This is a genomic window from Achromobacter spanius, from assembly GCF_002966795.1.
Lineage (GTDB): Bacteria > Pseudomonadota > Gammaproteobacteria > Burkholderiales > Burkholderiaceae_B > Achromobacter > Achromobacter spanius_D.
In genome coordinates, this window is record NZ_CP023270.1 from 4,652,624 (window position 1) to 4,678,425 (window position 25,802).

The 25,802-nt window shown below is 65.2% G+C and carries 26 protein-coding genes and 1 pseudogene; 16 read left to right on the forward strand and 11 right to left on the reverse strand.

Features of this window, described 5'->3' with window-relative positions; translation table 11 throughout:
- The first annotated feature begins 63 nt into the window (after positions 1 to 63).
- The 6 genes from CLM73_RS21070 (at position 64) to CLM73_RS21095 (ending at position 6,546) form a co-directional block, all read left to right on the forward strand.
- Complete coding sequence (locus tag CLM73_RS21070) at positions 64 to 1,263, forward strand: ABC transporter substrate-binding protein (protein WP_056570658.1); 1,200 nt, start codon at positions 64 to 66, stop codon at positions 1,261 to 1,263.
- Between the two features lie 135 nt (positions 1,264 to 1,398).
- Positions 1,399 to 2,265, forward strand: a complete 867-nt coding sequence (locus tag CLM73_RS21075) for a branched-chain amino acid ABC transporter permease (RefSeq protein WP_105240093.1) — start codon at positions 1,399 to 1,401, stop codon at positions 2,263 to 2,265.
- 22 nt (positions 2,266 to 2,287) lie between these two features.
- The gene (locus CLM73_RS21080) at positions 2,288 to 4,069 is read left to right on the forward strand and encodes an ABC transporter permease subunit (protein WP_105240094.1); all 1,782 of its coding nucleotides are present in this window, start codon (positions 2,288 to 2,290) and stop codon (positions 4,067 to 4,069) included.
- Positions 4,062 to 4,766 carry an ABC transporter ATP-binding protein gene (locus CLM73_RS21085; protein ID WP_105240095.1) on the forward strand — a complete coding sequence of 235 codons (705 nt, stop codon included), beginning with the start codon at positions 4,062 to 4,064 and terminating at the stop codon, positions 4,764 to 4,766. Before CLM73_RS21080 ends, CLM73_RS21085 begins: the two co-directional genes overlap by 8 nt.
- Before the next feature lie 20 nt (positions 4,767 to 4,786).
- A complete protein-coding gene (locus CLM73_RS21090; protein WP_105240096.1) occupies positions 4,787 to 5,782 on the forward strand; it encodes an NAD(P)H-quinone oxidoreductase in 996 nt (331 codons plus the stop codon).
- Positions 5,779 to 6,546, forward strand: a complete 768-nt coding sequence (locus CLM73_RS21095; RefSeq protein WP_105240097.1) for an SDR family oxidoreductase — start codon at positions 5,779 to 5,781, stop codon at positions 6,544 to 6,546. Before CLM73_RS21090 ends, CLM73_RS21095 begins: the two co-directional genes overlap by 4 nt.
- Before the next feature lie 71 nt (positions 6,547 to 6,617).
- Here the strand turns inward: CLM73_RS21095 and CLM73_RS21100 are convergent, their stop codons facing one another.
- Positions 6,618 to 7,277 carry a thiopurine S-methyltransferase gene (locus CLM73_RS21100; protein WP_105240098.1) on the reverse strand — a complete coding sequence of 220 codons (660 nt, stop codon included), beginning with the start codon at positions 7,275 to 7,277 and terminating at the stop codon, positions 6,618 to 6,620.
- A gap of 235 nt (positions 7,278 to 7,512) precedes the next feature.
- On the opposite strand from CLM73_RS21100, the gene CLM73_RS21105 reads away from it, so the two are divergent.
- Both CLM73_RS21105 and CLM73_RS21110 read left to right on the forward strand, forming a co-directional pair.
- A complete protein-coding gene (locus CLM73_RS21105) occupies positions 7,513 to 8,232 on the forward strand; it encodes a tetratricopeptide repeat protein (protein ID WP_105240099.1) in 720 nt (239 codons plus the stop codon).
- A 22-nt stretch (positions 8,233 to 8,254) separates the two neighbouring features.
- On the forward strand, positions 8,255 to 9,010 hold the full coding sequence (locus CLM73_RS21110; RefSeq protein WP_105240100.1) for a hypothetical protein: 756 nt from the start codon (positions 8,255 to 8,257) through the stop codon (positions 9,008 to 9,010).
- Positions 9,011 to 9,055: 45 nt separating this feature from the next.
- Here the strand turns inward: CLM73_RS21110 and CLM73_RS21115 are convergent.
- The 4 genes and pseudogenes from CLM73_RS21115 to CLM73_RS21130 form a co-directional block, all read right to left on the reverse strand.
- Positions 9,056 to 9,808: pseudogene (locus tag CLM73_RS21115) on the reverse strand (YoaK family protein); the annotation flags it as partial.
- A 74-nt stretch (positions 9,809 to 9,882) separates the two neighbouring features.
- The gene (locus CLM73_RS21120) at positions 9,883 to 10,569 is read right to left on the reverse strand and encodes a lysozyme inhibitor LprI family protein (RefSeq protein ID WP_105240102.1); all 687 of its coding nucleotides are present in this window, start codon (positions 10,567 to 10,569) and stop codon (positions 9,883 to 9,885) included.
- The gene (locus CLM73_RS21125) at positions 10,566 to 11,795 is read right to left on the reverse strand and encodes an SMI1/KNR4 family protein (RefSeq protein WP_105240103.1); all 1,230 of its coding nucleotides are present in this window, start codon (positions 11,793 to 11,795) and stop codon (positions 10,566 to 10,568) included. Before CLM73_RS21125 ends, CLM73_RS21120 begins: the two co-directional genes overlap by 4 nt.
- Before the next feature lie 185 nt (positions 11,796 to 11,980).
- The gene (locus tag CLM73_RS21130; protein WP_105240104.1) at positions 11,981 to 13,027 is read right to left on the reverse strand and encodes an aldo/keto reductase; all 1,047 of its coding nucleotides are present in this window, start codon (positions 13,025 to 13,027) and stop codon (positions 11,981 to 11,983) included.
- 316 nt (positions 13,028 to 13,343) lie between these two features.
- Between CLM73_RS21130 and CLM73_RS21135 the strand changes: the two genes are divergently transcribed.
- Positions 13,344 to 14,303: an AraC family transcriptional regulator gene (locus tag CLM73_RS21135; RefSeq protein WP_105240105.1), complete on the forward strand. Its 960-nt coding sequence runs from the start codon at positions 13,344 to 13,346 to the stop codon at positions 14,301 to 14,303.
- A gap of 34 nt (positions 14,304 to 14,337) precedes the next feature.
- Here the strand turns inward: CLM73_RS21135 and CLM73_RS21140 are convergent, their stop codons facing one another.
- The gene (locus tag CLM73_RS21140) at positions 14,338 to 15,153 is read right to left on the reverse strand and encodes a 2-keto-4-pentenoate hydratase (protein ID WP_105240106.1); all 816 of its coding nucleotides are present in this window, start codon (positions 15,151 to 15,153) and stop codon (positions 14,338 to 14,340) included.
- Between the two features lie 105 nt (positions 15,154 to 15,258).
- On the opposite strand from CLM73_RS21140, the gene CLM73_RS21145 reads away from it, so the two are divergent.
- Both CLM73_RS21145 and ycaC read left to right on the forward strand, forming a co-directional pair.
- A complete protein-coding gene (locus tag CLM73_RS21145) occupies positions 15,259 to 16,230 on the forward strand; it encodes a LysR substrate-binding domain-containing protein (RefSeq protein WP_105240107.1) in 972 nt (323 codons plus the stop codon).
- 129 nt (positions 16,231 to 16,359) lie between these two features.
- On the forward strand, positions 16,360 to 16,986 hold the full coding sequence (gene ycaC / locus CLM73_RS21150) for an isochorismate family cysteine hydrolase YcaC (RefSeq protein WP_056570984.1): 627 nt from the start codon (positions 16,360 to 16,362) through the stop codon (positions 16,984 to 16,986).
- 78 nt (positions 16,987 to 17,064) lie between these two features.
- Here ycaC and CLM73_RS21155 read toward each other — a convergent pair whose 3' ends face one another.
- Positions 17,065 to 18,216, reverse strand: a complete 1,152-nt coding sequence (locus CLM73_RS21155; RefSeq protein WP_105240108.1) for a sterol desaturase family protein — start codon at positions 18,214 to 18,216, stop codon at positions 17,065 to 17,067.
- 253 nt (positions 18,217 to 18,469) lie between these two features.
- Between CLM73_RS21155 and CLM73_RS21160 the strand changes: the two genes are divergently transcribed.
- Positions 18,470 to 18,712 (forward strand): YdcH family protein, encoded by a 243-nt coding sequence (locus CLM73_RS21160; protein WP_105240109.1) that lies wholly within the window; start codon positions 18,470 to 18,472, stop codon positions 18,710 to 18,712.
- 18 nt (positions 18,713 to 18,730) lie between these two features.
- Here the strand turns inward: CLM73_RS21160 and CLM73_RS21165 are convergent, their stop codons facing one another.
- From CLM73_RS21165 to CLM73_RS21175, 3 genes are all read right to left on the reverse strand, one after another.
- On the reverse strand, positions 18,731 to 19,723 hold the full coding sequence (locus CLM73_RS21165; protein ID WP_199778182.1) for a Bug family tripartite tricarboxylate transporter substrate binding protein: 993 nt from the start codon (positions 19,721 to 19,723) through the stop codon (positions 18,731 to 18,733).
- Between the two features lie 115 nt (positions 19,724 to 19,838).
- Positions 19,839 to 21,053 (reverse strand): CaiB/BaiF CoA transferase family protein, encoded by a 1,215-nt coding sequence (locus CLM73_RS21170; protein WP_105240110.1) that lies wholly within the window; start codon positions 21,051 to 21,053, stop codon positions 19,839 to 19,841.
- A gap of 34 nt (positions 21,054 to 21,087) precedes the next feature.
- The gene (locus CLM73_RS21175; protein WP_105240111.1) at positions 21,088 to 22,044 is read right to left on the reverse strand and encodes a hydroxymethylglutaryl-CoA lyase; all 957 of its coding nucleotides are present in this window, start codon (positions 22,042 to 22,044) and stop codon (positions 21,088 to 21,090) included.
- Positions 22,045 to 22,157: 113 nt separating this feature from the next.
- On the opposite strand from CLM73_RS21175, the gene CLM73_RS21180 reads away from it, so the two are divergent.
- The 3 genes from CLM73_RS21180 (at position 22,158) to CLM73_RS21190 (ending at position 24,256) form a co-directional block, all read left to right on the forward strand.
- Complete coding sequence (locus CLM73_RS21180) at positions 22,158 to 23,069, forward strand: LysR family transcriptional regulator (RefSeq protein ID WP_105240112.1); 912 nt, start codon at positions 22,158 to 22,160, stop codon at positions 23,067 to 23,069.
- A 161-nt stretch (positions 23,070 to 23,230) separates the two neighbouring features.
- Entirely contained in the window at positions 23,231 to 23,833 is a 603-nt protein-coding gene (locus CLM73_RS21185; protein WP_105240113.1) for a LysE/ArgO family amino acid transporter, read from the forward strand.
- Positions 23,834 to 23,914: 81 nt separating this feature from the next.
- Positions 23,915 to 24,256 carry a hypothetical protein gene (locus CLM73_RS21190; RefSeq protein WP_158685911.1) on the forward strand — a complete coding sequence of 114 codons (342 nt, stop codon included), beginning with the start codon at positions 23,915 to 23,917 and terminating at the stop codon, positions 24,254 to 24,256.
- A gap of 91 nt (positions 24,257 to 24,347) precedes the next feature.
- Here the strand turns inward: CLM73_RS21190 and CLM73_RS21195 are convergent, their stop codons facing one another.
- A complete protein-coding gene (locus tag CLM73_RS21195; RefSeq protein WP_199778183.1) occupies positions 24,348 to 24,677 on the reverse strand; it encodes a hypothetical protein in 330 nt (109 codons plus the stop codon).
- 202 nt (positions 24,678 to 24,879) lie between these two features.
- Here CLM73_RS21195 and CLM73_RS21200 point away from each other — a divergent pair, with 202 nt between their 5' ends.
- The gene (locus CLM73_RS21200; RefSeq protein WP_105240116.1) at positions 24,880 to 25,788 is read left to right on the forward strand and encodes a DNA/RNA non-specific endonuclease; all 909 of its coding nucleotides are present in this window, start codon (positions 24,880 to 24,882) and stop codon (positions 25,786 to 25,788) included.
- The last annotated feature ends 14 nt before the right edge of the window (positions 25,789 to 25,802 follow it).

Genomic DNA, 25,802 nt, shown 5'->3' on the forward strand with positions numbered 1-25,802 from the left:
AGCAAAAGACGGACGGAACTCAGTATCCAGTCCGCATTCCATACCGACAAAGGAGCGTAGACAGTGTTCAAGTTCAACAAAATTGTTTTGGCGCTGGGTGTGTGCGGCGCGCTGGCAAGCGGCACCGCAGCAGCCGACATGAAGGTGGGCGCCCTCTTCCCGTTCAGCGGCGCGCTTGCGCTGCTTGGACAGGAAAGCTATCGCGGTCTGGAATTGGCCGTTAACGAGATCAACGCCGCAGGTGGGATCAACGGCGAGAAGATTGAAATCATCAAGGCCGACGCCGTCGACCCGACCCAGGCGGTGTCCGAGACCAAGCGCCTGATCTCGGCCAACGTGGTCGGCGTGTTCGGCAGCTACGCATCCGGCATTTCGTATGCGGCCTCGCCCGTGACGGAGTTGGCGGGCGTGCCCTACTTCGAGTTGGGCGCCACCGCGCACAAGATCACCACGCGCAACTACAAGTACCTGTTCCGCAGCAACCCCAACACCGCGCTGTACGGCGTGTCGGTGGTGAACGCGTTGCATGACACCATCGCGCCGGGCATGGGCCTGAACCCGAAGGACATCAAGATCGGCATCATCCACGAAGACGGCCCGTACGGCACCGACGTGGCGGCCACCGAAAAGAAGCGCGCGCAGGAGCTTGGCTACAACGTGGTGGAGGTTCTGCCTTATTCGGCCAAGACAGTCGACCTGTCTTCGCTGATCTTGCGCCTGAAGGGCGCGAAGGCCGACGTGGTGTTGCAGACGGCCTACCAGAACGACGCCATCCTGTTCTTCAGCCAGGCGCGCGCGGCGGCCTTCAAGCCCAAGGTCGTGATCGGCGCGGGCGGCGGTTATTCGCTGGCCGACACCGCCAAGGCCGTGGGCGCCGACATGAACGGCGTGTTCGACCTGGACTTCCCGCAATCGTCCATCAATCCGGCCGGCGCGCCGGGCCTGGACAAGTTCCTCGAAGCCTACAAGTCCACGTACAAGAGCGATCCGCAATCCGGCCACAGCCTGACCAACTACGTCGGCGCCAAGGCTTTCTTTGAAGCCATCGGCAACGCCAAGTCCACCGACAAGGACAAGATCCGCGCCGCGGTGCTGGCCTACAAGAAACCTGCCGGCCAGACGGCCAACGGCTGGGGCTTTGACTTCGGCGAAGACGGGCAGAACAATGCCTCGACCTTCTACGTGATGCAGTGGCAAGACGGCAAGCTCGTCACCATCGGCCCGGAAAACCTCGCACTCGGCAAGCCCATCTTCAAGAAATAAAGCGCGATGCCAGCGGCCGGGCGCCGGGGCCTTACGCCCCCCGGTGCGCGGCCGGTCATACCCGGGGCCTGAGCGCCCCGCCCCTGGACGCTGCGGGACAGGGACGGGGCGCTTCCCGCACTTAGAGGTTGCACAATGGAATTATTCATTCAACTGGTCATCAACGGCCTGTTGCTGGGCGGCGCATACACAATCATCAGCCTGGGCCTGACGCTCATCTTCGGCGTCGTGCGCGTCGTGAACTTCGCGCACGGCGAGTTCCTGATGATCGGCATGTACATGGTCTATCTGATCGCGGCGCAGTTCGGCGTCCACCCCTACGCGGGTCTGATTCCGGTCGCCGTCATTCTGTTCGCGCTGGGTGCGCTGACGCAGAAGGGCATCATCCAGCCGCTGCTTCATGCTGATCAACACATCCAGATCTTCGCCACGGTGGGCGTGTCCACCATCCTCTTGAACCTGGCGCTGGTGATCTTTGGCGCCAACGTCTATCGCGCGCCGGTCGAACTGGGCACCAACGCGATCGAAGTCGGTCCGTTCTCGATGGTCACCGGCCAGCTCGTCACGTTTGTCATCGGCCTGACGCTGGCCGTGCTGCTGCACCTGTTCATGCACCGCACCTATCTGGGCCGCGCGTTGCGGGCCGTGGCGCAGCACCGCTACGCCGCCACGCTGATGGGCGTGAACGTCAACAACGTCTACGCCATTGCCTTCGGGCTGGGCACGGCGTTCGTCGGCATCGCCGCGGGGTTGCTGGCGCCGCAGTACCCGGTGTTCCCGACGGTGGGCACCTACTTCGTGCTGACCGCGTTCGTGATCGTGGTGCTGGGCGGCCTGGGCAGCCTGTACGGCGCCGTCGCCGGCTCCATGATCATCGGCATCGTCGACACGCTGGCGGGCTTTTACATCGCGCCCGACCTGAAGGAGGTCGTCTATTTCGGGATCTTCCTCTTGATCCTTGTCCTGAAGCCGAACGGTCTGTTCGGTGTCGGTACAGAGTGACCAGAACAACAAGGAGCAAGACGTGTTTCCCGACTTTCGACACCCCAAAGCCTACGTCAGCCTCATCCTGCTGATCACGATGTTCCTCGTGCCCGTCGTCATGGGCACGCCCTTCTGGACCAACCTTTTCGTTCTGCTGTTCGTGTTTTCCGCGCTGTCCGTCGCGTGGAACATCGTGGGCGGCTATGCCGGCCAGTTGTCCCTCGGCCACGCGGTGTTCTATGGCATCGGCGGCTACACGGCCACGCTGCTGACGCAGAACTTCGGCATCTCGCCGTGGATCGGCATGTTCGCCGGCGCGGCCATTTCCGCGGCCGTCGCCATCCTGATCAGCTATCCCACGTTGCGCCTGCGCGGGCCCTTCTTTGCGCTGGCAACCATTGCCATTTTGGAAGTGGTGCGCCTCCTGGTCATCCACGAGGAAAGCTGGACCGGCGGTTCAAGCGGCATCAGCCTGCCCTTGAACATCGGCTGGGCGTGGATCGTGTTCCGCGAGAAGATCAACTACGTCATCATCGCGTTCGGTTTGTTCGTGCTGGTGACGTGGGTATCGTGGTACATCCGCAAGTCGCGCATCGGGCACTACCTGATCGCGATCCGAGAACGCGAGGACGCCGCGCTGGCTGTGGGCATCCACACCGTGCGCGTGAAGATCATCGCCGCCGTGGTCTCCGCCGTGCTGACCAGCATCATCGGCACGTTCCACATCACCTACCTGACCTTCGTCGATCCCAGCTCCGCGTTTTCGCTGGAACTGTCCATCCAGGTTGCCATGTTTGCGTTGATCGGCGGGCTGGGCACGGTATCGGGTCCGATCGCGGGCACCTTCCTGGTGCTGCCGATCGCGGAACTGGCGCGCGGCTGGCTCAGCAGCGTGGGCAACGGCATGCACGGGCTGATCTACGGCCTGATCCTGGTCGCGGTGGTGCTGACGATCCCGCGTGGTCTGGCAGGTGCTTTCGGGCCCTTCATCGAGCGCATGCTGGCGCGCCTGCCCTATCTGGGCACGCCGCCGGCCAAGCGCAAGCTGGCCGACGAGATCCGCATCCGCAACGCCACCCGCAGCGAGCAGCCCGTCCTGAAGGCCGAGGGTCTGTTCAAGAGCTTCGGCGGCCTGCGCGCCACCAACGACGTATCGCTGACGCTCAACCAGCACGAGATCCTGGGCATGATCGGGCCGAACGGCGCCGGCAAGACCACCGTGTTCAACCTGCTGTCGGGCTTTCTGTCGCCGGACAAGGGCGACATCACGATGCGCGACGAGCAAGGCAACTGGGTAACCTGCAAGACGCCCGACGCCTTTGCCCACAAGGGCCTGGGCCGCACGTTCCAGATCGCCAAGCCGTTCACGGGGCTGACGGTGCTGGAAAACATCATGCTGGGCGCGTTCATCCACACGTCGGACCGCGATGAAGCCGAGCAGATCGCGCTGAAGGTGGCCGAGCAGACCGACCTGGTGAAGTATCTGAATACCGAGGCGCGGAGCCTGACCGTGGGCGGCATGAAGCGGCTGGAAGTGGCGCGTGCACTGGCGATCAAGCCGCGCATCCTGCTGCTGGACGAAGTGATGGCCGGCCTGAATCCCACGGACATCGAGAAATCCATCCAGATGATCCGGCGCATCCGCGATTCCGGTGTATCGGTGCTGCTGATCGAACACATGATGCAGGCCACGATGGCGCTGTCCGACCGCATCATCGTCCTGAACGAAGGCGGCGTGCTGGTCAGCGGCGCCCCGAAGGACGTGGTCGAGAACCCGGCCGTCATCGAAGCCTATCTGGGCAAGGAGTATCAGGATGCTTAAGGTGTCGAATCTGACGTCGGGCTATGGCAAGAGCCAGGTGCTCAACGGCCTGAATTTCGAGGTGAACGCGGGCGAGATCGTCACGCTGATCGGCGCCAACGGCGCGGGCAAGACGACCACGCTCAAAACGCTGTGCGGCGTGATCACCGCGACGCAGGGCAAGGTGGAATTCGAAGGCCAGGACCTGACGAACCGCGAACCCTACGACATCGTGGATGCCGGGATCACCATGATTCCCGAAGGCCGCCAGCTCTTTCCGCACTTCACCGTGCGGGACAACCTGCTCATGGGATCGTACAAGCGTGCGGCGCGGCCGATCGTCGAGCGCAAGCTCGACGAGGTGCTGCGCATCTTCCCGCGCGTGAAGGAGCGGCTGAGCCAGTACGCCGGATCGCTGTCGGGCGGCGAGCAGCAGATGGTGGCCATTGCGCGCGGCATGATGGCGGATCCGAAGCTGCTGGTGTTCGACGAGCCGTCGCTGGGGCTGTCGCCGCTGCTGGTGCAGCAGATGTTCGACATCATCCGCGACGTCACCTCGCACGGCGTGACGGTGCTGCTGGTGGAACAGAACGTGTTTCGCACGTTGCGGCTGGCGGATCGCGGCTACGTGCTGGAAAACGGTGCGATCGTGCGCACGGGCACGGGCGCGGAACTGCTCAGCGACCCTCACGTCAAGAAGGCCTACCTGGGCCACTGAAAACCAAGGACCAACGTCTCATGTCTTTACGCTGCACATTCATCGACCATGGCAAGGGCGGCGCGCCCGATTGCATGCGCATCGCCGAACGCGACATGGAAGCGCCCACGGGCCGCCAGGTGCTGATCGAAGTGGCCTACGCGGGCGTCAACCGCCCGGACGTGCTGCAACGCTCGGGGTCCTATCCGCCGCCTCCGGGCGCCTCGCCCTATCTGGGCCTGGAAGTCTCGGGCACCATCGTGGCGGTCGGTCCCGAGGTGCAGGGCTTGAAGGCCGGCGACCAGGTCTGCGCGCTGACGCCGGGCGGCGGCTATGCCCACTATTGCCTGGCCGACGAGCGCCATTGCCTGCCGGTGCCCCGCGGTCTGGATCTGCTGACCGCCGCTGCCATTCCCGAAAACTACTTCACCGTCTGGACCAACGTGTTCGACCGCGCGCGCCTGGCCGCGGGCGAACGGCTTCTTGTCCACGGCGGCTCCAGCGGTATCGGCTTGACGGCGATCCAGCTCGCGCGCGCATTCGGCGCGGAAGTCTGGACCACCGTCGGCAATGCAGAGAAGGCGGACGCCTGCCTGAAGGCCGGCGCGCATCATGCCGTGCAGTATCGCGACGCAGACTTCGAGGCCGCCGTGCGCGAAGGAACGGGCAAGGCCGGTGTCGACGTGATCCTGGACATGGTGGGCGGCGCCTACATCAACAAGAACCTGCGGCTGCTGGCCCTGAACGGGCGGCTGGTGCAGATTGCATTCCTGGAGGGCAGCAAGGCCGAGATCGACGCCCTGCCCATCATGACCAAGCGGCTGCAGTTCACCGGCTCCACGCTGCGCCCGCGCTCCGACGAGGACAAGGGCGCCATCGCGCAATCGCTGGCGCAGAAGGTGCTGCCGCTCATGGAGCAGGGAAAGTGCCTGCCCCTGATCCACGAAGTCTTTCCGCTGGCCGAGGCCGCGCGCGCCCACGCGCTGATGGAAAGCAGCAAGCACATCGGCAAGATCATGCTGAAGGTGCGGCCATGAACGCGCGCTTTACCGGCCAGACCATCATCGTCACGGGCGCGGTGGGCGGCATCGGGTCGGCCATCGTCGAAGCGTTTCTGGCCGAAGGCGGCCGCGTGGGTCTCATCGACTTCAACGCGCAGGCTGGCCAGGAATTTGAGAAGGAACTTCAGAAACGCGGCCGCGACGTGTGCTTCGTGCCCACCGATGTCGCGCATTTCGATCAGTGCCAGGCGGCCTATGACCGCATCACGCGCGAGCTGGGCGCCGCGACCATCCTGGTCAACAACGTCGGCATCTCGCCCAAGACGAACGGCCGCGCGCTGAAGGTCTGGGAAATGCCGCCCGCGGAGTGGAACAACGTCGTCGCGGTAAACCTGAACAGCGTGTTCTACATGACGCGCCTGGCCACGCCGCACATGGTGCAGGCGCGGCAGGGACGCGTCATCAATATGTCGTCGGTGGCCGGCCGGGCGTACTGCGATATCGTGGCGGCGCATTACGCGGCCACCAAAGCGGGGCTGATCGGGTTGACGCGGCACTGGGCCGCCGAGCTGGGCGAGCATCAGGTGACCGTGAATGCATTGGCGCCGGGCCGGATCAGCACTCCCCTGCTGAAAAGCGTGCCGCAGGAGATCAACGATGCGGTGGCGGCCGTGACTGCGCTGCGGCGTCTGGGCACGCCCGAGGAAGTGGCGGACGCGTGCCTGTTCTTCGCGTCCGATCAAGCCAGGTTCGTGACCGGACAGGTTCTGGATGTGGCCGGTGGCTGGCTGATGACCTAGCCCGTGAATCGCTCACGCAAAAAAGAGCCCGTTCGATTGAACGGGCTTTTTCATGGCGGTAACGCAGCGCGTCAGGCCTGCACGCCCAAACGGTAAACCACCGTGTCCAGGCGGCTCACGCCCGCGGACTGGAACTTGGGTTCCTTGTCGAGGATGTCGCGGCGGTCGATGATGACGGCGGGCGACACGCCCGAGAATATTGCCTGCACCTCGCTGTCCACCACGGAAAACGGGGGACCAGCCATCTCTTCCTGCGGATAGTCCAGGGTGATGAGCAGGCCGCGATAGGACGGCGATAACTGCCCGTAAACGTGGCGCACGTAGTTTGCCCGCATCGCGTCCGGCAGCGCGACGAGCGCCGCACGGTCATACACGCCGACGCAGTGCGACAGCACCTGCGCATCCATCTTGAAGATGTCTCCGCAGACGATCTCGATGTTGCCGGCCACGTAATGCGTGCCGTATGCCGAGTCGTGCTTGACCGGCCGCAGTTCGTTTTCAGTGAAGAACTGCTCCACCGCAAGCTGCGACAACTCCGCGCCCAGCACCTGATGGCCCTGCGCGGCCAGCCACACCATGTCCAGCGACTTGCCGCACAGCGGGACCAGCACCTTGCCGCCCTTGGGGACGTCAAGCGTTGGCCAGTACTTCTGCAATAGCGGCGTGATCCGCGACTGATGAAAATGCGTGCGCCCTTCGCGCCACCGTTCCAGCCAGAATTCCGCGTCCATGACTTGTCTGCTCCTCCTATGAGTACGTGTCGCAATGGCACTGTGATGTTTGGCACCCGGACGGCGCCTGGATCAGCGTACCCGCGGCCGTTGCCGGGGCGCTTGACCGCACGCAATGCGCGTTCGGGCATTGTAGAGCCGGTCTGAAATGACGGGCGCGGCCGCCCTGCCAGTCCTTCACCCGTAAAGGTTCCGGTATCGTATGGGCCCGACATGACGTTCAGCGGCCCTTCTCATGCTTGCAGCGCTTCGCATCCGTCTCTTCTCATCGTTGCTTTTCGCCAGCGTTCTGGCGAGCCCGCCGGCCCAGGCCCAGGACGCGTCGCAGCTGGACGACGCCTATCTCACGGCGCTGCGGACGGAGAACGACGCGCTGCGTGCGCGCATCCAGCAGTGGCCCCCTGCCCTGCAGGCGCAAAACGCGCAAGTTTCCGCGGCGCTGCGGGCCGGCAATCGCCAGGAGGCGCAGCGCATTGCCGAAGACATGGCGCGGCAGGAATCCGCCAACGCCGATATCAGGCTGTTCCTGGGAAAACTGCAAGGTCAGCAAGGCAACATGGCGGCGGCGCTCGCACTGTTTGAGCAGTCGATCGCGCTGGATCCCGGCAACAGGTGGGCGTACATCAACAAGGCGGGCGCGCAGGCCGAACGCGCCGACCTGCCCAACGCGCTGGCGACCACGCAGGCGCTGACCGCAAGGTTTCCCGAATGGAGCATTGGCTACAACCTGCAGGCGTCGCTGCTGGATTCAATGAACCGCCACGACGAAGCGCTGGACGCTTACGAAAAAGCGGTGCGCGCAAAGCCGGCCAGCGCTCTGATTCTGACGAACCTGGGCAACCTTCAGCGCCGGCTCGGCCGCCTGGCCGACGCCCGGAGATCCTACGAGGCCGCGCTACGGGTGCAGCCCGGCTACGCATTCACCGAAACACAATTGGCAAGCCTGCCGCAATAGGGCCGTTGCGCCCGGAGACCCCATGAACCGTCGTCCCCTGCTGCTGATGCTTGGCACTCTGATCGCCGCGCCGCTGCGCGCCCTGGCATCGCCTGCCCGCGATGCCATCATTCGCCAGGCATATGCGGCGCCAGAGGCCGGCCTGTCTTACACCCCACAGCATGCCGCCTTGGTCCGCCTGCTGCGCGTGCAATGGATGCCGGTCGAATCCGGTGCGCCCGGCATCGATTTCGAGCAACCGCTGCTCGGCGGCGCCGATACGCTCGCCACGGCACGGGGCGCCCTGAAGACGACCGACAATGCACTGGCCATCCGGCGGCTGGCCGAAGTCTGCCGTCTGGTCCCGCGCTATGTGCAATCCATTGGCAGGCTGCAACCCGGCCGTTACGCGGTGCCGGCCGAAATGCGCGAAGCCTTCGACTTTCCGGAAAGCGGCGTGGACGCGCAGGGCATGTTCGCTCTGCGCAAGGAGCATCTGGTCCTGCTGCGCGCCGCGGTCTGGCGCGAAGTGGATGATCAGGCGCTGGGCGCGGTTTTGCGCGAAGGGGACCGCTTCTGGCCCATGCCCTACATCGACGGCAAGCGTCCGTACGGCGTCTCCAGTTACTACCAGGTCGACATCGGCCGATTGCTGGGCGAACCCTATTCGCTGGATGCCAAGGGTCACGCCATTAAGGACCCGGTCAAGGACGCCCGTTTCGAACGCCTGCACTATGAAACGCTGGCGGCGCTGCAGGTGTTTCTGAGCCATTCCGCTGCGGTCAAATCGAAGCGGTAAAGAGGAGCCCGCTAGGCGCGGCCGGCTAGGCGCGGCCGGCTAGGTGCGGTGCATGAAGCTGCGGATGTCATCCAGGATCGGCACCGCGGCCAGCAGCATCAGCAACAACGCCAATGGCCACGTCGATCCGAAACCGAAGTTGAAGAACGAATACGCGCCCGTCACGCCTCCGACGAAGAACAGCGTCACCATCAGGCTCAGCACGATGAGCTTGCCGCGGTCGGCCAGCACCCGCGGCATGGCCTGCGGATCGCCTTTGGCGACGTTCCAGTAGAAGAGCTTGCCGAGCTCGATGCCGATGTCGGTCACCATGCCCGTCACATGCGTGGTGCGGATTTCAGACCGGGAGACCTTGGTGATCATCGCGTTCTGCAGGCCCATGATGTAGCAGAGCAGCATCACCGTGCCGGGCACGTAGAACCAGCGCAAGGTCTCAAGGTTGGCGCCCAGCAGGCCGAAGATGAGCAGCAGCACGGCCTCCAGCAGCAGCGGCATCGCGTATTCGCTGGCCAGCCGGGATCTGCGCCCGAAGTTGATCAGGAAGGCGGAGCTGGCCGCCCCCGCCATGAACGACAACAGCGCCGCCAGACCTTGCAGCACCACGATCACCCCGCCGAGCGCCATGTGGTCGGCCATCATGGACACGATGCCGGACATGTGGGAGGTGTACTGCTGGACCGCCAGGAACCCGCCCGCGTTGACGGCGCCGGCGGTGAAGGTCAGCAGGTAGGCAAGATGGCGGTTGGCTTGCGGGCTGCGGCTGACCGCGGTCAGCCGGCGCAGATACGGGATGGTCACGCCTGTCCTTTCAAAACAAGAACGTGTTCACTGCGGTTCGGAATGCCATTCTAGACGCGGTGGCGCCGCGCCGATCAAGGCCTTGAAACCGGATAGTAAACGCCGCCGAGCGCGCCGTTCAGGCCGCAATACGGCCGGCTGGCTGCGTCGGCGGCCCCGGCCGGCGGGTTTTCGGACAGCACGAGACCGTATCCCTTGCGCGACAACGTCAGCGTCCAGCCCTCGGCGTCGACGGTCTCGACGACCACCGCATTGTTCTTGACCGCGCCCGCGCCGCGCACGTCGCACACCCAGCGGCCATTTTCCGGATGCGCCGCGGAGCCGTCGAATGCCAGGCTGCCATCCGGCTGCCGTTTGATCGAAATGCCACCGGCAAGGTTTTCCCAATCGCCTTCAAAGCCTTGCCGGCGCTTGAGCACCAGCGACGACAGAAAGGCGTCGCGATACTTCAACCGGTCCGCCAGTTCCTTTTGGGGCGGGTCGTTGCCGGGCGGCGACGCGTAGGCCTCGTCCCGCACCTTGACGAACCAGCGCTGGTCTTCCGTCAGCGCCTTGCCCGTCGCCGGGTCGAAGGTCATTCTGGCCTTGCCGAAATGTCGTGCGATGCTGGCATCCTGCTCTGCCAACCCGCCATCGGCGCAGATCGCCTTCTCGACCGCCGTCCGGGCTCTGGCGCAATCGAACGATGGCTTGCCGGCGGCCCAAGCCGCCGGACTGCACAGCACGATCGACAGCGCGAACCCGGCGGCAAGACGATTCACAGGGCAAACTCCCGCAGGTTCGCGACCCGCGCCGCCAGGCCGTCCGCGCCTAGATAGTGGCCCAGCTTGCCGGCGCGCACGCGCTTGAGGTCTTCCTGGTAACGGGTGGCCATGGAATCGCGCACCTCGGCGTACGCCTGGGCAATGCCTTCGCCGCAGGCTTGGGCAACGAGACGCGCCGCCTCGGGGGATCCGCACGCGACGCAGCGCGCGACGCCCAGCGCATCGGCTTCGGCGCCGCGCGCCAGCAGCCCGGCGACCAGTGCGGCGGGCGGTTCGCGATCGAAACGGTGAATGGCGGAGGGACTGACCGGCGCGCCCTCGTCCAGCAACGCCTGCGCCGCCGCGTGCGCGTGCTGCATCAAGGCCACGTCCAGCGCCTGGGCGCTGCCGCGCAGCGGCGCATCCAGGCGCACGCCCTGCGACGACAGACGCCGCACGAGGGCCGCGTCGTCGTGCGACAACGCATGCTGCAAGGCCAGCGCGGCCAGGCCAGGCTTGTCGGCCAGCGTGCCATCCGCGAGCGGGCCCCGCCAGTCCACCAGCGCCTGCCGGTAAAAGGCGGCCACGCGGTCCGCCAGCGACTGCGGCATGCCGTGATCCGACACGCGCTCATCCAGATACTCCAGCACGCGCAAGCCGGTGCTGTCCTCGTCTTCCTCGGGATCGGTTTCCAGGCACAGCGCGGCAAACGCGGCATGCAGATCGGGCGCGATGGTCGCGATGCCATCCTGCTGCAAGGCGTGCGTCCACCCCGGCAAACCCTGCTTCCACGCGACCACGCTGCCCGCGCGCAAACCCGGTTCGACCGCGACGTAGATGCGGTCGCAGTATTCGAAGCCGCCTATCGGCAGATAGCGCAGCTTTCCGTTCCACGTCGCGCCGTCCTCGGCCGCGGCTTCCTCGGCGCACTCTTGCTCGTGCTCGATCCAGCCTTGCAGGTCGCGGTACTGGTCGCTGCCGTCGAAGAACAGCTCGGACCAGCTCAGGGCCTCTTCGTTGCCGTCCATCTGCGCGCGCAGGTCGTAGGCCAGCTCGCCCCCGGCGGTGAGCCGCCACAAATCGAGCAGCGCTGGCGGAAGCGGCCCCTCGCAAACGGCCTGGATTTCCGCAATGCGGGCGTCGGACATCGGCGGCTGCACATCGATCAGCAGGCGGTCCGCAAACACCGCAATGCCGTGTTCACGCAACGCCAGCAGTTCGTCAGACGTGAAAAACTCGGTCATGTGGATACTTCAAGGATGGAGACCGGTGCGATTTTACTAGCCGGGAATGAAGATTCACCGCCCTAAGATGGCCGACCGCCGTTGATGTACGGAGTTTGCCCTTGGCCTTCCACACGAGAATGCATGACGTCCGGCGGGTACGGACCGGCGCTGGCGCGCCGGTCCATCCCTGGTCGCGGGTCAGGTCAGGCAGCGCCCGATTCGCGCAACTGCTGGCGCCGGTGTTCGCCCTGACGCACGTGCATCCAGCCCGGGTACTCCGGCGGCAGGGCGCTGACTTTGTCCAGCGCGGCCAGTTCGTCCTGCGTCAGCTGGATATCCGTGGCGGCCAGATTGTCATCCAGCTGATCCACGCGCTTGGCGCCGATGATGACGCTGGTGACGACCTGCTGGTGCAGCAGCCATGCCAACGCCACCTGCGCCACCGAGACGCCGCGCGCATCAGCGATCTGCCGCAGCGCATCAATGCTGTCGTAGGCGCGTTCGCGGTTCACGGGCGGGAAATCGAACGCGACGCGACGGCTGCCCGCCTCGGCCTCGCCATCACGGCTGTACTTGCCGCTGAGCAGGCCGCCGGCCAGCGGGCTCCACACCATCAGCCCGACGCCCTCGCTTTGCAGCATGGGAACCAGTTCCCGCTCCAGATCGCGGCCAGCGATCGTGTAGTACGCCTGCAGCGACTCGAAGCGCGCCAGCCCCAGGCGTTGCGCAATGCCAAGCGCCTTCATGATCTGCCAGGCGGCCCAGTTCGACACGCCGATGTAGCGCACGTGGCCATGCTGCACCAGCGTGTCCAGCGCCCGCATGGTTTCCTCGACGGGCGTGGCGGGGTCGAAGCCGTGGATCTGATACAGGTCGATATGGTCAAGCTGCAAGCGCGACAGGCTCTTTTTGACGCCATCCAGGATGTGCACGCGCGAATTGCCCCGGGCATTGACGCCCGCGCCCGTCTGCCCAAACACCTTGGTGGCGATCACCACGTCTTCACGCGGAATTTTCAGGTCGCGCAACGCTTGGCCCGTGATGATTTCCGAACGGCCTTCGGAGTACACATCCGCCGTGTCGATGAAATTGACGCCCGCGTCCAGCGCGCGGCCCACCAGCCGGTTGGCGTCTTCCTGTTGCAGGCTGCCGATCTTGCTCCAGAGCTCGCCTTCGCCGCCGAAGGTCATGGTGCCCAGGCAAAGCTCCGAGACGAACAGGCCCGTGCTGCCGAATTTCTTGTATCGCATGTGTGCTCCTTCAGGGGCTGGCGGGCGCGCCGGATCCCGGAGTGGGACCGCTGCGGCAGCCTGCCGGGGTGCGGACAGTATGCGTCCGGCGAGCCGCGCGCACGCTGCTTGATCCTGCCCTTTTTTTGCCTGATTCTCCGGCGCGGCAGCCGATTCAGCGCGACCCGTCGTTTTCTCCGGGATTCCTGCCTAATCCTCCATTCCCCTGTGCCGGCCGCCGCGAACCGCGCAAGATCGCAATACACTGGCGGACACCCAATCCTCTGCCGCCGTCGCCCTCCTGGTTTACGGACGGCGCGCCCCCGGGAGCCCCTCGATGTCCCTGAATCCTGCCCGATCCCTCGCGCCCGCCGGCGCCGCTCAGGACGCCGCCTGCGAACTGGCGCGGTCCGAGCTGCTCTGCACGCTCGAGCGCATGACCGGCAACCTGGAAGGGGCGCTGGATACGCCGATCGAGGGTCTGTACCTGCACCGGCTGTCGCAGCCGTCGGGCGCCAAACCCGGCCTGCAGAAGGCGGCGCTGGCGGTCATTGCCCAGGGATCCAAGCGCCTGTTCATCGGCGACGAGACCTACGAATACGATCCCTTCCATTTCCTGATCTCGTCGGTGGATCTGCCCGTGGTGGCCAAGGTGTCGGTCGCCAGTCCGACGCTGCCCTATCTGGGCTTGCGGCTGGACCTGAACCCCGAAGAGATCACCGCGCTGATCAGCGACGAAAACCTGCCGCCGCTGGTGCCCGCCGAAGCCTCCCGCGCGCTTTGCATCAATCCGCTGGGCAGCACGCTGCTGGACGTGGTGCTGCGCCTGCTGCGGCTGCTGGACACGCCGCGGGACATTCCGATCCTGGCGCCGATGATCAAGCGCGAACTGTTGTACCGCCTGCTGATGAATGGCCAGGGCGTCGTGCTGCGCCAGACGGTGCTGCAGGACAGCCAGCTCAACCGCGTGGCCAAGGCGATCCGCATCCTGCGTGACAACTTCGCGCAGCCGCTGCGAGTGGAAGAGATCGCGCGCGACGTCCACATGAGCGTGTCGTCGCTGCACCATCACTTCAAGCAGGCTACCGCCATGAGCCCGCTTCAATACCAGAAGCACCTGCGGCTGCAAGAGGCGCGGCGGCTGATGCTGACGGACGATGCCGGCGTGGCGCTGGCCGCGCATGCCGTGGGCTACGAGAGCTCGTCGCAGTTCAGCCGCGAGTACAGCCGTCTGTTCGGCGCGCCGCCATTGCGCGACAAGCAGCGCTGGAAGGACGAGACGGCGCTGGCCGCCTGAAGGCCCAGCGGTCCGCCCGCCTCGACGGATTGTTCTACGCCTCGAAGACGATCCGCATGCCTGGCAGGCTAAGCCCGTCGAGCTCGGTGCTCCAGGTCTCACCGGCGTGCACGGGGTAGGCGCGCGTCAGCGTGCCGGTCGTGACCAGTTCCCCGGCCTGGATTGCGTCGGTTGCCGCCCGGTCCGCCACCACATCGATCAGATGCGCCAGCGCGGCTACCGGGTTGCCCAGCACGTTCGCGCCGCAGCCGGTCTCGCGCAGCTCGCCATTGCAGGACAACGCCACCTGGAAACGCTGCAACCGGTCAAGCAAGTCGGGCCCGAGTTCAGCGGGTTCGGCGCGCGCGCCGATGAATAGCGCGGCGTGCAGCGCGTTGTCCGCCACCGTATCGGCCGCCTGGAACTGCCAGGCGGGGAAATGCGATTGGACCAGTTCGAACCCGTGCGCGATCCAGTCCACGCAGGCCAGAATCTGCGTCAGGTCGCGCGTTTGCGGCGGTGCGGTATGAAAGTGCAGCACGATCTCGGGTTCGATGCGCGGCTCTGCGTACGCAGCGAGCTGGCAGCGGACCTCGCCGCCGTCGGCCTGCACCAGGGTGTGCGCGTAGACGCGCCCCCAGACCGGAAAGTCCACGCCCAACGCCGCCCACATCGCCGGATTGGTGAAGCCGATCTTGCGGCCGACTTGCTGGGCACCCTGCGCCACGCGCATCTCGTGGACCTTGGCCGCCACGTCGTAGGCTTGCGCCAGGCCGAAGCCGGGGTGCCTTGCCGTCAGGGGCGCAATCGGCGCGGCGTGGTCCTGCGCCGCCTTGATTTCGCGTGCAAGCGCGAGTGGATCGATGGACATGGCGTCTCCTCCCTTCTTCGTGCGGGTAATGCCGACTTTATAGGGAATCGGCGCCGCGCGCCGTAATATGCTCGACCGGCCCACGACAACCCACTAGGAATTTGCATGCACGACCTGAATGACCTTTATTACTTTGTCGAGGTCGTCAAACACGGCGGTTTCGCGCCGGCCGGCCGGGCGCTGGACATCCCGAAGTCGCGCCTGAGCCGCCGCATCGCCCTGCTGGAAGAACGCCTTGGCGTGCGCCTGATCCAGCGCTCCACCCGCACGTTCGCCGTGACCGAACTGGGCCAGGAATATTACGACCAATGCCTGGCGATGCTGGCGGGCGCTGAAGCGGCGCAGGATGTCATCGACCGCACGCACGCCGAGCCGCAAGGCACCATCCGTATCGCCGCGCCGCCCGCGCTCATCTATTACTTCCTCGGCGACGTGGTGGCGCGCTTCATGGAAAAGTGCCCCAAGGTGAACATCTACCTGAAGAGCTTCAGCCGGCCGGTGGACGTGCTGCGAGAAGGCTTCGACCTGGCGGTGCGCGTGCGCTTCGGCCCCATCGAAAGCAGCGATCTGGTCATGAAAAACCTGGGCTTGAGCTGCCAGAGCCTGGTCGCCAGCCCCGCGCTGGCGCGCACACTGCCCGATCCCGGCGACCTGCAGCGCATCAGCCGACAGCCGACGATGGCACTCGGGACCGAGCAGCGGGAATGCCAATGGCGCCTGCTGGGACCAGACAACGCGCGACTCGCGGTGCCTTTCATGCCCCGCCTCGTCACGGACGACATGCTGGCGCTGAAGCAGGCCGCACTGCGAGGCGTGGGCGTCGTCGCCCTGCCCCTCCTGATGATTCGGGAGGAACTCGATGCGGGCACCCTTGTGCCCGTGGGCGCGCCCTGGCAACCCGAGCCCGGCAGCGTGCATGCCGTGTTTCCGTCGCGCCGGGGCCTACTGCCCGCCGTCCGTGAACTATTGGATTTCATGGGAGAGGCGTATCGTGAAAACGCGCGCTGCGAAGCTGCCACGCAGACGCGCCACGGCATCCCGACTTTGCAACCCGTCCATACGCTGTCCGATAAATAGAACGCTGAGAGTCGAAATTCCCGTCTAGCGGCGCGGTCGTCCTGAAATTAATATCCTTCCTACGCACTCAGCGTTGCACAAAACACCGCGCAACACCGCGCAAAACCTGAATAGACCAAGGAATCAGCCATGACCCGCCCCTACGTGAAGCTCGACAAGTCCCAAGCCGCCGTTCTGCTGGTGGATCACCAAGCCGGCCTCCTGTCCCTGGTGCGCGACTTCCAACCCGACCAATTCAAGAACAACGTGCTGGCCCTGGCTGACCTGGCCGAGTACTTCAAGCTCCCGACCATCCTGACCACCAGCTTCGAAGACGGCCCCAACGGCCCGCTGGTCCAGGAACTGAAGGACAAATTTCCCGACGCTCCTTACATCGCCCGCCCCGGCAACATCAACGCCTGGGACAACGAAGACTTCGTCAAGGCCGTCAAGGCCACCGGCAAGAAGCAACTGATCATCGCCGGCGTCGTCACCGAAGTCTGCGTCGCGTTCCCCGTGCTGTCGGCCATCGAAGAAGGTTTTGACGTGTTCGTGGTGACAGATGCCTCGGGCACCTTCAATGAAGTGACGCGTGACGCCGCATGGCGCCGCATGGAACAGGCCGGCGCACAACTGATGTCGTGGTTCGGCGTGGCTTGCGAACTGCACCGCGACTGGCGCAACGACGTGGAAGGCCTGGGCACCCTGTTCGCCAACCACATCCCCGACTATCGCAACCTGATGGCCTCGTACTCGGCCTTCAAGGCGGCCAAGTAAGGTTGCGCGGCCGGCTTGCCGGCCAGACCACGCTGAGACAGCGGTGAAAAAAGGCCCAGGCATTTGCCTGGGCCTTTGTCATTTCTGCTTGCGGGAGAAGGGATACGCCTGCTGCGCCAGAAATGTTCCTGGCATGTCGTTGTCCAGAATCCCGTAGTTCTGCGGCAGCCGATTGCCCGCCCCGCGCACCGCGGTGCCGAACAGATAGTCGATAAAGGAAAAGTGCGCCGCGTAGTTCTTGTCGATTGCTTCGGTATCGGACGAGTGATGCCAGTGATGGAAGTCCGGCGTCACGATGATGTAGCGCAGCCAGCCCCACGGCAGCTTCACGTTGGAATGGATCAGCACCGCCTGGAAACCCACGATGATGATGTAGGCATCGAGCACGGCCTTCGAAAAGCCCAAGACGAACAGCACGCCCAGCACGGCCACACGCGTGATCAGCAGTTCAACGATATGCAGGCGCGAGCCGGCCAGCCAATCCAGCGTGCGCGTGCTGTGGTGCACGGCATGAAAGCGCCACATGAACGGCACCTCGTGATAGATGCGGTGCGCGGCGTATTGCGCCAGATCCGCCACCAGCACCGCCACGAACAGCTCCAGCAGATACGGCATCGACTGGATGGCCTGTTGCAGCGGTTCGTACGCCGCCCATGAGAACAGGCGGTGGATGAAAAAGTTGATGCACAGAAGCACCGCGCCCACCGACAGGTGATTGAACAGGAAGTGCTTCATGTCCACCTGCCACTCGCCGCGAAACACCGGCTGACCGGGGTACAGCGGTGTCAGCTTCTCAAAGATGATGAAGACGGTGCTGGACGCCAGCAGGTCCAGAATGAACCAATCAAGCCCAAGATACGGATGGCCGCCGGTATTGGTGGCGCTAACGGCCACTTGGCTGCCGCCTGCCGCCACCGCGCAGCACACCAGCACAAACGCCGCAATGTTCAGCCAGCGCTGCCGGCCCAGCACGGTGTTGGCCAACGCAATCGAGCCCGACACCAGCAGCGCGCCGAACAGCAGCGTGCGCATGGCCTCCACCGAGTAGAAGCTGCGCAGCTCGGGCGTGGTCAGGTATGCCGGAAAGTGAAACGCCAGCACGCCCAGCACTGACAAAATGGCCAAGAACAGCGCAATCACGCCGCTCATCATTCCCGTGCCGGGATGGATCCGGCCGTCCTGCTTGAAGAGATCCATCACTCTGCGATAGACCGGTGCGCGCTGTTTCATTGGGGATCTGGGACTGTCCAAGGGGAAGCGAGTGTATCGCCGGGGACAGACCATTCTGTAAAGAAACGTGAACGCACACGACAGAATGGCTCATTTCTTGACCCCCTTGCGCAGGGTCAACGGCCCCCCTCCGCGGTTCAATCCGTAAGGTTGACAAGGCGTTGTCATTGGCGTGTCATGGCCTTTGACGCTGATGATCGCGTCGTGCCAGGCGCATCGTCGGTCCCGTCAACCGGTTCCTCAAGAGGCCTTTATGTTCCCTGAATACCGCGAGCTCATTACCCAACTCAAATCCGAAAACGCTCACTTTTCGGCGCTGTTCCAGCGGCATAACGATCTGGATCAGGAAATCCAGAACATGGAGGACGGCATCAAGCCGTCCTCGAGCGCCGCGATCGAGGTGCTTAAAAAAGAAAAACTGCACCTGAAGGACAAACTGTACGGCCTGCTGCGCGCGGCCGATCAAAACGGCCACGGCAAGAGCAACGGCAGCTGACCTGCCGCTCGGCGCGGGCTACATCAGTTCCAGGCCCGCGCCTTTGACGACGGACGCGTACTTCGTCATTTCCGAACGGAAGTACGCCACCGTCTGCTCCGGCGGCATCAGGACGATACGGTTGTTCTGGGTCGCCATCGCCTGCTTCACTTCCGGCGAGTTGAACGCGCGGCCCAACGCGTCATAGATGCGGCGCACGTCCGCCTGCGGCAGCTCCGCCGGTCCGACCGCCGCGAACCACCCGCCGATCTCGTAGTCCGCCAGCCCCTGCTCGCGCAGCGTCGGCAGGTCAGGCAGCGCCGCCATGCGCTCTGCGCCACAGGCGCCCAGCGCCTTGAGCGCGACGCTCTTGATTTGCGGCAGCACCGACGGCAGCGACAGCACGCCGAAGTCGACCTGCCCGCCGATCAGATCCGCCATCATCGGTCCCACGCCCTTATACGGGATGTGCCGCGCCTTCACGTCCGCCTGCTGCACATACATTTCGGCGGCCAGGTGCAGAATCGTGCCATTGCCCGACGACGCGTAGTTGTAGCGGCCAGGCTGGCATTTCAAGAGCGCGGTCAGCCCCTGGACGTCGTTCGCGGCAATCTTCTGCGGATTGGCGACCAGCAGGAACGGCGTCATGCCCACCATGCTGATCGGCGTGATGTCGGCCTGCGGGTCGAACGGCAGGCTCTTGTAGACGCTCGGAAAGATGACATGGTTGTTCGACACCATGCTGAGCGTGTAGCCGTCTGGCGCTGACCGCACCAGTGCCGAGGTGCCCAAGATGCCGCCCGCGCCCGGCTGGTTTTCGACCACAACGGTATGACCCAGCGCGGTGGACAAGGCAGGCCCCGCCGCCCGGGTGATCGTGTCCACGCCGGATCCCACGCCCACCGGCAGGATGAATTTTACCGGCCGGTCCGACTGCGCCCACGTCACACCGGGCACACCCAGCACGGCGGCGCCCAGCGCGCCCAGCACCTGGCGGCGGCTCCAGCGCCCGCCCGCTCGTTGATTGCTCATGTCTGTCTCCTGATGGTTTTTGTATCGGCCGACTTGCGCGGCCGTTTACTGCAACGGCTTCATCAACTGCTCTGGCGCGGCGTGACATGCTGCAAGCCCTGCGCGCGCCCTCACTTCACGCCGCGGCGCCCTGCGCGCGCAACGCTTCGATCTGTCCGGCGTCGTACCCCAGCCCTTGCAGGAGCGCGTCGGTGTCCGCTCCCAGCACAGGCGGATCGCGCCGCACGCCAAGGCGCTGACCGTCCATCATCAACGGGAACAGGGCGGCGCCGGCGGTCTCTCCCGCCCGCTCACCGTCGGGCAGACGAATCTCGGCCAGCCCGCCGGTGGCGCGCAGGTGCGGATCGTCGTACAGCTCCTCGGGCTTGACGATGGGTGCGAAAGGCAGGCCGATGCGTTCGAACACGGCTGCGAGCTCGGCGGCGCGGTAATGCGCTAGCCGCTTGCGCAAATCCGCCAGCAGCGTGGGCCGCAACAGCACCCGGTCATTGTTCGTGGCCATCGCCGGGTCGTTCTTCAGATCGTTGAATTCAAAGGCATCGCAGAACGTCACCCACTGCGCGTCGCTCACTGCCGCCAGGAAAATCTGCTCGCCGTCCTTGACCGTGAAGACGTCATAGAGCGCCCAGGCCGACACGCGCTCGGGCATCGGCGCGGACGGCTGGCCCGTGATCGCGTACTGCAGCATGTGCTGGCCCACAAGAAACACGTTGTTCTCGAACAGCGCCGACTGCACCTCCTGGCCGCGCCCGGTGATGCCGCGCTGGATCAGCGCCGCCATCGCGCCGATGGCGCCGAACATGCCGCCCATGATGTCGTTCACGCTGGTGCCGGCGCGCACCGGATCGCCCGGCCGCCCGGTCATATAGGCCAGCCCGCCCATCATCTGCACCACCTCGTCCAGGGCCGTGCGCATTGCATAAGGGCCCGGCAGGAAACCCTTGTGGCTGACATAGATGAGGCGTGGATTCTCTTTGGACAACGAGGCGTAGTCCAGGCCGAATTTCGCCATCGTGCCGGGCCGGAAGTTTTCCGCCACCACGTCGGCGCTGGCGGCCAGCTTGCGGGCCACCTCGGCGCCCGCGGGGCTCTGGATGTCCAGCGCAATGCTCTTCTTGTTGCGGTTGAACATCGGAAAGAATCCCGCGCCCACGCCCAGCAAATGGCGCGTGCGGTCGCCTCGCACGGGTTCGACCTTGATGACTTCGGCGCCGAGATCGGCCAGGACCATCCCGCAGGTGGGGCCCATGACCATATGGGTGAACTCCACGACGCGCAGGCCGGCAAGGGGCAAGGGACGGGAGGACGGGGGAATGGCGGCGTTTTGCATGGAAAGGCTCGATGTCGATGCGTGATGCGCGCGCTCAGGCCGGCTGGCCGCTGCGTGCAGGATAGGTCTTGGGCAAGCCGGCGCGCCACAGCGCGCCGTGCAGCGGCTGATCGGGCAGCCAGCCAGCGGCGGCTTCGCGCAAGGCCAAGAGGCGGTTCAAGTCGATGCCGGTCTCGATGCCCATGCTTTGCAGCATGAACACCAGATCCTCGGTGCTGACGTTGCCACTGGCGCCCGGCGCATGCGGGCAGCCGCCGATGCCCGCCAGACAGGCGTCAAACCGCGCCACCCCGGTATCCAGCGCGGCCAGCACATTCGCCAGCCCCAGCCCGCGCGTGTCGTGAAAGTGGGCGCAGCACAGACGATCGCCCGCGATGCGGCGCGCGGCCTCGAACAATCGCCCCACCGACGCCGGATCGGCATACCCCACCGTATCGGCCAGGCTGACGCGGTCGGCGCCGGCATCCAGCAGTGCCTGCATGAGCCGCAGCACTTCGTCCTGCCGCACTTCGCCCTGCAAGGTGCAGCCAAAGGCCGTGCCGACGCCTCCCTCGATCAGCATGGACGAACCCGCCGCGTCGCGCGCCGCGCGCATCTGGCCGACCATCAACACCACCTCCTCGGGGGTCTTGCGCAGGTTCGCCAGGCTGTGCGCGTGGCTGGCCGAGAGCGGCACCAGCATCAGGTGGGCGCCAGTGGCCAGCGCGAGTTCGGCGCCCTTCAGGTTGGGCACCAGCACGGACACCGACAGGCCGGTAAGCTGCGTGGCATGGGCGATCAGCTCCGCCGTGTCCGCCAACTGCGGCAGCAGGCGGGCGGGCACGAAAGAGCCCACTTCGATCTCGCGCTGGCCCGCCGCGTAGGCCGCATCGATCCAGTCGAGTTTGGTCTGCGTGGGCATCACGACGGAAAGGCTCTGCAGGCCATCGCGTAGTCCCACTTCTCGGACGGTGACGGCCGACGGGCGACAGGAGGGTTCTTGATTGGGCATGGCAATTCGGCAATGAAACGAGAAATTCCAGTTTAGATATTCTCAATTCGCCCACAAGCGGTATTTTGGAACGCTTAAAATTCCATTTAGGAATATCAAACTGGGCGACTGCCATGCGCGACCTCGACATCACCACCTTGCGGCTCTTCATTTCCGTCTGCGAGACCGGCAACATTGCCCGCGCCGGCCAGCGCGCCAACATCGTGGGGTCGGCCATCAGCAAGCGGCTGGCTCAGCTTGAGGACACCGTGGGCGCCAAGCTGCTTACGCGCAAGCGCCGGGGCGTCGAGCCTACCGAAGCCGGCGAAACACTGCTGGAGCACGCGCGCGCCATCCTCGCCAGCTCCGAGCGCATCGAACGCGACATGTCCGCCTACGCCAGCGGCGTGAAGGGACAGGTGCGGATCCTGGCCACCGCCTCGGTCCTGGCCGAATCCCTGGCCGAGGACATCGCGGCCTTCCTACAGGCCGCGCCCCACCGCAACATCCGGGTCGACATGGAGGAGCGCGTCAGCCACGAGGTCGTGCGCGGCGTCCGGGAAGGCATTGCCAGCCTGGGCATCTGCTGGGATGCGGCCGATTTTCATGGGCTGGAGCACCGTCCGTACCGGGGCGACCGCCTGGCCATCGTCACAGCGCCGGGCCATCCGCTCGCCGACCGCGAAGCCGTCTTCTTTGAAGACGCGCTGGAATACGAGCATGTCAGCATGCCCGCCGCCGGCGCCGTCCTGCGCATGCTGCAGACGGCCGCCAACGACAGCGGCAAGGCGCTGCGGCACCGCGTCACGGTCAGCAACTTCGATTCGGCCTTTCGCGTCGTGCTGGCGGGACTGGCCATCAGCGTGGCGCCCATCGAAGTCGCCACGCCCTATGCGTTGGCGCACGGGCTGCGCGTGCTGCCGCTAAAGGATGCGTGGAGCCGGCGGCGCTTTGCGATCTGCATGCGCAACGAATCGGCGTTGCCTGCGGCGGCAGCGTTGCTGCTGGATCATCTGGTGGCGGCAGGCGCGGGCAGCGCGTCGTGAACGGACGTTGGCATGGGCAAGGCTTCGGGATGCGCATGGACCATCCTGCGAGCAGCTTTTCAACATTAACCGTACTAATCAAAGATTAGGATATTTAGTTTTTCTAATTCCACGGCCAGCGCTAGTCTGAGCGCCCCTTGTACCTAGCCAGACGTTGCAGCATGACCACCGCTTTCCTCCCCGGATTTCTCCTCGGCCTCAGCCTCATCGTCGCCATCGGCGCGCAAAACGCCTTTGTGCTGCGACAGGGCTTGCGCAAGGAGCATGTCTTCCTGATCTGCCTGACTTGCGCGCTATCCGATGCCATCTTGATCGCGGCGGGCGTGGCGGGTTTTGGCATGGCGGTCGGCCTGCTGCCCTGGCTGGAACCGGCCATGCGCTATGGCGGCGCGCTATTTCTCTTCGTGTACGCGGCGCGCAGCCTGCATTCGGCGTTTTGCACGCAGCACGGCCATCTGTCGCCCTCGTCCCGTCAGGCGAACAGCCCGTATGCCGCGCTGGCGACGTGCCTTGCGCTCACGTGGTTGAACCCGCATGTCTATCTGGACACCGTGGTCCTGCTGGGCTCCATATCCAGCCAGTACGAAGGCCGCAAGCTGGCCTTTGCCGCGGGGGCAATCTGCGCGTCGTTCTGCTTTTTCTTCGCGTTGGGATACGGCGCGCGCCTGCTGCGGCCCGTCTTCGCCAATGCCACCGCGTGGCGTGTGCTGGATGCCTGCGTTGGCATCCTGATGATCGTGATCGGCGTGCAGCTTCTGAGGTAATCCTCATCCTTATGGCGGACGGCGAAGGCGGCGGCGCGCTGCTACGCTGCCCTACCCGTCGTCCTTAAAGGATCGTCCGCCATGAGAACCGCCGTTGGCGCCGCCTGCGCGTTGGCCATCCTGCTGTGCAGCGGTCCCGCCTTTGCGCAATACGTGGTGCGGACTCAGGACATGAGCGGCAAATGGAGCGTCCCGAACCCGCAGTACGAAGGCGTGCCTGAGCTGTTCCGCGCAAGCTCCGGCGCCAAGCGCGCCTGCCTGGACCGCGGCCCACCCAGCAACCTGTACCGCGCCACCAAGGTCATCGACCTGCGGACCGGCGAAGAGGTGCTGGTGGTGGACTGCATCCCGATCCGGAACGAGCAGCGTCAGCGATCGGAGCAGATTCGGGCGAATGCGTTGAAGGCGGCGCCGCAGCAGTGATCCTGTGTTCGTGCCGCGTGCCGCCGTCCGTGATTGCGCTGCCGGCGGTCGGGTTTCACGGCCGCAGCCAGGCGCTCTTACGACGAGGACGCTATCGCGCTTTTTGCGCGCCGTCCCTTTCGCCCGCGGACGCGTTCAGGTATTCCTTGACCGTGCCGTCCTTGTTGTAGGTCACCGTCAGGGTGCGCTGGTCCTGCATGGCGCCGAACTCGCTGTTGTTGAAATAGAACCACGACGCCGTCCGCAGCCCCTGCTTGTTGATGTCCTGCGTGCGCGGCGGGCCAAAGTCGCGGACCATCTCATCAAACGTCGTGACGTTGATCTTGATGGCTTGCACCTTAGCCTGCGTGATCATGTCTCCCGGCGCGGGAGCAGCGCAGCCCGCCACGATGGCGGCCACGAAAAGCACGGACGATCTCATTGAACTTCCCCAGTCCTGTCAGCCGGCAGGCGCGGCTGTCGTGTTTTTGAATTTCGAACGAGCATAAGAATACTCTGCCCGCCGCCGCGCGGGCGGTGGACAGCGGCGGCGTTGCCGGCCCAGCGCCTGTCATGTTGCGGTCATCTACAATGCCGCCAGTTGCCGAGCGCGAAGTGGCGCCGGCCCGCAACAAACAGGCAGCATGACCCGCGCGAAGAAAGCAGCACCCAGAAAGAAAGCCCCGGCCAGCAAAAGCCGGGCCGCCAGCCCCGGCCGCATCTACCGATTCCTGCGTACGTTCACGCTGACGTCGCTGGCCGCGTTCGGCGCGGCGACGTATGCGCTGAACCCCCAGTGGCGCGCCCACTTCTCCGTCGACGACATTCTTGCGCGCGTCGGCTGGCCAACCCAGGAAAAGTTCGCGCCCGCAGCCGCGCCCGCCGGCGGCATGGCGCACACGCGCTTTTCCGACTGCCCGCAATTCTTCCCGCAGCAACGCCCGCCGGTCGTGCCCGCCAGCCAGACGCTGCGCGAACTGTGCTTTTCAAACTTCGCCATCCTGCACAACGGCCAGACCAAGACGCCCGTTTTCGTGGCCGAGCGCCTGAACCGCAAGATCCTGACGCAGGCACAGGGCATGGAGCGGTCCGACAAGTTCTACGCCGAGGCGCGCGTGCCGCGCGCCGAACGCGCCGAACTGGCGGACTACAAAGGGTCGGGCTACTCGCGCGGCCACATGGCGCCCGCGGGTGACATGTCCACCCATGAGGCCATGGCGCAAAGCTTTTCACTGGCCAACATGGTGCCGCAGGACCAGCGCCACAACGGCGGCCCGTGGAGCCAGATCGAGCAGGACACGCGCAAATACGTGATGCGCGCGTCAGGCGACGTGTATGTGTTCACCGGGCCGTTTTACGGCGACAAGCCCAAGGAGATTGGATCCGGCGTTGCCGTGCCCAGCCATCTGTTCAAGGTGGTGTTTGATGCGTCCACGGGGCGCTCGTGGGTGCACTGGCAGGCGAACAGCCCAAGCACAAAGGCGGGCGCGCCGATCAGCTACGAAGAGTTTGCGCGCCGCACGGGGATGCAGTTGCTGCCGACGGGGAATTGATCGTCTCGTTGGCG

Coding starts and splice junctions, on each gene's coding strand:
- CLM73_RS21155 (WP_105240108.1), bottom strand. CDS start 18,216: ATGAAACAGCGCGCACCGGTCTATCGCAGAGTGATGGATCTCTTCAAG.
- CLM73_RS21190 (WP_158685911.1), top strand. CDS start 23,915: ATGAGAACCGCCGTTGGCGCCGCCTGCGCGTTGGCCATCCTGCTGTGC.
- CLM73_RS21140 (WP_105240106.1), bottom strand. CDS start 15,153: ATGTCCATCGATCCACTCGCGCTTGCACGCGAAATCAAGGCGGCGCAG.
- CLM73_RS21125 (WP_105240103.1), bottom strand. CDS start 11,795: ATGACCGAGTTTTTCACGTCTGACGAACTGCTGGCGTTGCGTGAACAC.
- CLM73_RS21185 (WP_105240113.1), top strand. CDS start 23,231: ATGACCACCGCTTTCCTCCCCGGATTTCTCCTCGGCCTCAGCCTCATC.
- CLM73_RS21130 (WP_105240104.1), bottom strand. CDS start 13,027: ATGCGATACAAGAAATTCGGCAGCACGGGCCTGTTCGTCTCGGAGCTT.
- CLM73_RS21110 (WP_105240100.1), top strand. CDS start 8,255: ATGAACCGTCGTCCCCTGCTGCTGATGCTTGGCACTCTGATCGCCGCG.
- CLM73_RS21090 (WP_105240096.1), top strand. CDS start 4,787: ATGTCTTTACGCTGCACATTCATCGACCATGGCAAGGGCGGCGCGCCC.
- CLM73_RS21160 (WP_105240109.1), top strand. CDS start 18,470: ATGTTCCCTGAATACCGCGAGCTCATTACCCAACTCAAATCCGAAAAC.
- CLM73_RS21175 (WP_105240111.1), bottom strand. CDS start 22,044: ATGCCCAATCAAGAACCCTCCTGTCGCCCGTCGGCCGTCACCGTCCGA.
- CLM73_RS21145 (WP_105240107.1), top strand. CDS start 15,259: ATGCACGACCTGAATGACCTTTATTACTTTGTCGAGGTCGTCAAACAC.
- CLM73_RS21165 (WP_199778182.1), bottom strand. CDS start 19,723: ATGAGCAATCAACGAGCGGGCGGGCGCTGGAGCCGCCGCCAGGTGCTG.
- CLM73_RS21195 (WP_199778183.1), bottom strand. CDS start 24,677: ATGAGATCGTCCGTGCTTTTCGTGGCCGCCATCGTGGCGGGCTGCGCT.
- CLM73_RS21170 (WP_105240110.1), bottom strand. CDS start 21,053: ATGCAAAACGCCGCCATTCCCCCGTCCTCCCGTCCCTTGCCCCTTGCC.
- CLM73_RS21200 (WP_105240116.1), top strand. CDS start 24,880: ATGACCCGCGCGAAGAAAGCAGCACCCAGAAAGAAAGCCCCGGCCAGC.
- CLM73_RS21095 (WP_105240097.1), top strand. CDS start 5,779: ATGAACGCGCGCTTTACCGGCCAGACCATCATCGTCACGGGCGCGGTG.
- CLM73_RS21135 (WP_105240105.1), top strand. CDS start 13,344: ATGTCCCTGAATCCTGCCCGATCCCTCGCGCCCGCCGGCGCCGCTCAG.
- CLM73_RS21100 (WP_105240098.1), bottom strand. CDS start 7,277: ATGGACGCGGAATTCTGGCTGGAACGGTGGCGCGAAGGGCGCACGCAT.
- CLM73_RS21075 (WP_105240093.1), top strand. CDS start 1,399: ATGGAATTATTCATTCAACTGGTCATCAACGGCCTGTTGCTGGGCGGC.
- CLM73_RS21085 (WP_105240095.1), top strand. CDS start 4,062: ATGCTTAAGGTGTCGAATCTGACGTCGGGCTATGGCAAGAGCCAGGTG.
- ycaC (WP_056570984.1), top strand. CDS start 16,360: ATGACCCGCCCCTACGTGAAGCTCGACAAGTCCCAAGCCGCCGTTCTG.
- CLM73_RS21105 (WP_105240099.1), top strand. CDS start 7,513: ATGCTTGCAGCGCTTCGCATCCGTCTCTTCTCATCGTTGCTTTTCGCC.
- CLM73_RS21180 (WP_105240112.1), top strand. CDS start 22,158: ATGCGCGACCTCGACATCACCACCTTGCGGCTCTTCATTTCCGTCTGC.